The sequence below is a fragment of the Actinomadura roseirufa genome (assembly GCF_900659635.1).
Lineage (GTDB): Bacteria > Actinomycetota > Actinomycetes > Streptosporangiales > Streptosporangiaceae > Spirillospora > Spirillospora roseirufa.
Window position 1 is genome coordinate 1 of the sequence record NZ_CAACVB010000413.1, and the last position, 4,972, is coordinate 4,972.

At 74.4% G+C, this 4,972-nt stretch carries 3 protein-coding genes; all 3 read left to right on the forward strand.

All coding sequences use genetic code 11. The features are described 5' to 3' along the window. The first annotated feature begins 446 nt into the window (after window positions 1–446). Window positions 447–2,684 (forward strand): transglycosylase domain-containing protein, encoded by a 2,238-nt coding sequence (locus E1291_RS39065; RefSeq protein ID WP_131743060.1) that lies wholly within the window; start codon window positions 447–449, stop codon window positions 2,682–2,684. Window positions 2,685–2,846: 162 nt separating this feature from the next. After that, window positions 2,847–4,508: a glycoside hydrolase family 3 protein gene (locus E1291_RS39070; protein ID WP_131743061.1), complete on the forward strand. Its 1,662-nt coding sequence runs from the start codon at window positions 2,847–2,849 to the stop codon at window positions 4,506–4,508. Between the two features lie 138 nt (window positions 4,509–4,646). Then, on the forward strand, window positions 4,647–4,972 hold a 326-nt coding region (locus E1291_RS42845; protein ID WP_165495514.1), incomplete at its 3' end, for a hypothetical protein.

Below are 4,972 nucleotides of genomic sequence, written 5' to 3' on the forward strand. Positions count from 1 at the left end.
TCCTCGGCTCGCTGGCGCTGCGCCGCCTCGGCCACCCCCTGCCCGGCTGATCGGGCGCCGGGCCGGCCGCGGGCCGCCGGCGCACCGGCCGAGGGAGACGGCGACACGGCCGTCGATTTCATCGCGATGGACCCCCAAGATCCGCATTTGGCTGCGGGCGCGGGGTCCATCGTGATTAAGGTGTTACCACGGTGGAACGAGATCCGCCGGGACGCTCCCGTTGGTGCCGCTCCCGGTGGGACCACCGGCCACAGACGTGGCACGTACAGATTTTTGCTGCGTTACATCGCAGCGTCGTCCGCTGGAGCCAGGGACCCGCGATCGAGCGGGTCGACAGGTGTGCCTTCTGAGCGGCTTCCGCCCGTCTTCGGGCGCCGCCGCGCTCCCAGGCGTGCCCGTTTCCGGACGACGGCCGAAAATCCGTACCCACGTCGAACCGAGGTCGCATGCACTCCCTGCCCAGGACCCGGCGTTTCCGTCCCGCCCTGGCACGGCTCGTCCACATGGCGCTGGCCAACCCCGCCACCCGCGCCGCCCGCCTTCCGCTCTCCGCCGCCCTGAAGGCCTGGCGCCGGTGGCGGAGCGTCCGCTGGCTCGTCGCGAGCTTCCTGACGGCGCTCGTCGCGATGATCACGACGGTCGTCGTCGCCTACGTGCGGACGCCGATGCCGACCGAGCCGCAGCCCGGCGTGACCGACGAGGGCTCCATCGTCTACTACGGCGACGGCCGGACGCCGATCTTCCGGGTCGGCGCCAACCGGCAGATCGTCCGGCACGGGCAGATCCCCGACCGGCTGCGGTGGGCGGTCCTGGCCGCCGAGGACCGCGGCTTCTACAGTGACCACGGCGTCTCCCCCATCGGAACGTTCCGCGCCCTGTGGAACAACGCGTCCGGCGGCGAGACCCAGGGCGGCTCCACCGTCACCCAGCAGCTCGCCCGCAACTACTTCAAGGGGCTCAGCAAGGACCGCTCCGCGACGCGCAAGTTCAAGGAGATCTTCATCTCCATCAAGCTCGCCCGGAGCCGGGCGAAGGAGGAGATCCTCGACCTGTACCTCAACACCATCTACTTCGGCCGCGACACGTCCGGTGTGGAGGCCGCGGCCCGCGCCTACTTCGACAAGGACGTCTGGCAGCTGAACGTCGCGGAGTGCGCGCTGCTGGCCGCGATGATCCAGCGCCCGGTGTACTTCAAGACGCAGGGGAAGGACGCGCGGGCGCGGGCCCTGCGCGACCGCTGGCGGTACGTCCTGGACGGCATGGTCGCCATGGGCAGGCTGAGCCGTGCGGAAGCCGCCCGGCAGCGCTTTCCCAGTACGCAGGACAAGTGGCGCGCCGTGGAGGTGTCGGGCCAGGCGCTGATGGTCAAGCAGCGGGTGCTGACCGAGCTGGAGGCCGCGGGGATCCGCCCGGAGGACGTCGTGAACGGGCGGCTGAAGGTCTACACGGGCCTCGACCGGAAGTGGATGGCCTACGCCGAGCACGCCATGCGAACGGTGCGCGAGCCGGAATGGCCGGCCGAGACGCGCGGCGGTCTCATCGCGGTGGACCCGCGCGACGGCGCGGTCCGGGCCTTCTACGGCGGCGACACCGCACGCAGCCAGTACGACTCCGTGTTCAACCCGGTGGCGCAGGCCGGGTCCACGTTCAAGGCGTACGTGCTGGCCGCCGCGCTCCGCCGCGGGTTCACGGTCCGGTCGCTGGTGAACGCGCGTTCGCCGCAGAAGTTCGCGCCGGACGGCAGCCCCACGCCGATGACCGCGCCGGGCTACCGCGTCGACAACGACGAGGCGATCGGCTCGCTCGGCACCGTCGACCTCGTCAAGGCGACGGCGCTGTCGGTGAACACGGGCTACATCAAGCTGGCGTTCGTGGCGGGGATACCGAACGTGCTGCGGACGGCGCAGGACTTCGGCGTCCCGGCGGCGGCGCTGAAGCCCTTCAAGGGGCAGGCCGGCGTCGCGCTCGGCATCCCCGACGTGTCCGCCGTGGACCAGGCGGCCGGGTACGCGGCGTTCGCCAACGGCGGCACGGCGGTCGTCCCGCACCTGGTCACCAAGGTCGTCGACGCGCACGGCCGGCGGATTCGGCTGCCGTGGGAGCGGCGGCCGCGCCGCCGGGTGCTCGGCGCGGAGCAGGTCGCGCAGGCGACCTACGCGTTGCGGGCCACGGTGACCTCGGGCACGGGCCGGCAGGCCGCCCTGCCGGATCGGCCGGTGGCGGGCAAGACCGGGACGACCGAGCACAACCACGCGGCCTGGTTCGTCGGGTATGTCCCGCAGCTGTCGACGGCCGTGGTGATGGCCAACACCAAGCATGCCCCGCTCAAGGACCTGCCCGGCTTCAAGGGGACGGTCGCCGGGGAGAACCTGCCCACCAGGGCCTGGCACGCCTTCATGGAGAAGGTCACGCGCGACATGGAGGTCGAGCAGTTCCCCCTTCCCGCGTTCACTGGCATCACGGCGAACTGGGACGACTCAGAGGCGAAGGACAAGGGCCAGGGGACCGACGGGTCCGGCGTACAACCCGGCACCCCTGGCAGCACGCCCAGCTCGGAACCCCGGAAGGTCGCCAAGAAGAAGCGGGAGGAGGGGATCCCGCGCCCGCAGGGCGACACTCCCCTGGAGAAGTGGTGTCAGAAGCCGGGCAACGAGACCCACAGAGCCTGCACCGCGGCCCGCTGAGGCCCCGGGGACCCGGCCGGCTCCCGCCCGTCATGACGTGAACGGGACGGCGGAGCGGGTCGACAGGGCGGCGGGGAGCCGTTAACGTCGCACCTCCGAACGCGAGCAGGCGGCCGGTGACGACCCGGCCGCCATGGCGACCACGTCGGGGGGCCTGGTCAGGTGCGTGTTTCACGTCCGCTCGCGCTCGCCGCCGCGGTGGCGTTCGCCGTCCCGGCGGCGGGCTGCGGCGGCGGGACAGGGAAGGGCGGGCCCGCGTCGCCCGCCCCTTCCGGCACGCCCGGCGGGCCCCGCTCCCCCGGCGCGCGGCCCCCCGCCGGGGGCGGGGCGCCCGATGCCTGGGTCACCGGTTACGTCGCCCGCATGAGCCTCGCCGAGAAGGTCGGCCAGCTCTTCGTCCCCACGTTCTCCAGCCGCGCCGACGCCATCGCGGCCATCCGGCGCTACCACGTCGGCGGGCTGATCTACTTCCCCGGCAACATGACCTCGCCGCGCGCGACCGCCGCGCAGTCCAACGCGCTGCAGAAGGCGTCGAAGGTGCCCCTCCTGCTGGGCGTGGACGAGGAGCAGGGCCTCGTGTCACGAACGCCGTTCATCACGCGCTTCCCCGGCAACATGGCGCTCGGCGCGACCGGCCGTCCCGCCGACGCGCGGGCCGCCGCGCAGGTCACCGGCGCCGAGCTGCGCGCGGTCGGCATCAACCAGGACTTCGCCCCCGTCGCCGACGTCAACGTGAACCCGCGCAACCCGGTCATCGGCACCCGATCGTTCGGCGCCGACCCGGCGCGGGTGTCGGCCATGCTCGCCGAGGCGATCCGCGGCTACCAGGCCGCCGGGGTCGCCGCCACCGCCAAGCACTTCCCCGGGCACGGCGACACCGCCACCGACAGCCACACCGGACTGCCCGTGATCACGCACTCCCGGCGGACGTGGGAGCGGCTCGACGCGCCCCCGTTCCGGGCGGCGGTCGCGGCCGGCGTCGACATGATCATGACGGCGCACATCGTCGTCCCCGGACTCGACCGCTCCGGTGGGCCGTCCACCCTCTCCCGGACGGTCCTGACCGGGCTGCTGCGCGGCGCGCTCGGCTACCGGGGCGTCATCGTGACCGACTCGCTGGAGATGGCGGGCGCCCGACGCCGGTTCGGCGACGCGGAGGTTCCGGTGCGGGCGATCGCCGCGGGCGCCGACCAGCTGCTCATGCCGCCGAGCCTCCCCCGCGCCTACGCCGCGGTCCTCGCCGCCGTCCGGACGGGGCGGATCCCGGTCCGCCGCCTGGACGAGTCGGTCGCCCGCGTCATCCTGCTCAAGCAGCGGCGCGGCCTGTTCCGCGGCACGGCCGTCGACCCGGTCAAGGCCGGCGCCGCCGTCGGCGCCCCCGCCCACCGGGCCGCCGCCCGGCAGGTCGCCGAGCACGCGATCACGCTCGTCCGCAACGACCGCGGGCTGCTGCCGCTCAGGGGCCGCAAGGTCGGCGTCACGGGACCGCGAGCCGACGCGCTCGGCGCCGCGCTCCGCGGTCAGGGCGTGCGTGTGACCACCCCGTCCGCCGCGGACGTCACCGTGCTGACCACGCTGAACGCCGGCCCCGCCACGGCCGCCCGGGTGCGGGCGCTCGGCGCCGCGCCCGTGGTCGTGGCCGCGCTGGGCCGCCCCTACGACCTCGACCACGCCGAAGGCGCCGCGGCGGCGCTGGCCGCCTACTCCTCCGGCCCGGCCGCGATCAACGCTCTGGCCAGGGTCCTCACGGGCGCGGTGAAACCCTCGGGGCACCTTCCGGTCCCCGCCGCGGGCAAGCGTGTCGGGCACGGCCTGACCTACTGACCGTCCCGCCCGCCGCGGCGCTCCCGAAGGCGGGACGCGCCCTTGCCCGAAGGGCCCGTCCCAGACCCGCGGATCGATGGACGAGAGCGGCCGCGACCTGGGAAAATCGGCGCGCCTTCGCGCCCCCAGGAGGTCCCCGTGCCGCTCCGCCCGCTCGCCGCCGTGCTGGCCTTCCTGCCCGCCCTGCTCCTGCCCGCGGCGAGCGCGTGCGGCCGCGAACGCGAGATCGTCATGCCGCCGCTCACGCCGGAGCCGGGCGACTCACGGCTCGCGGACGCACCCGGACCGGGGAGCCCGTCCAGTGGAAGCCGCGCCGCCGGGAAGGGGAGCCTGCCCGCGCGGCTGGTGCTCTACCGGTACCTGCGCGGGGTCGCCGCCGGGGACGTCCGGGCCTGCGCCCACCTCGCGCCCGCCTACGAGCGGGCCGTCTTCGGCGGACCCGGCCGCTGCCGGGCGGGCCTGCC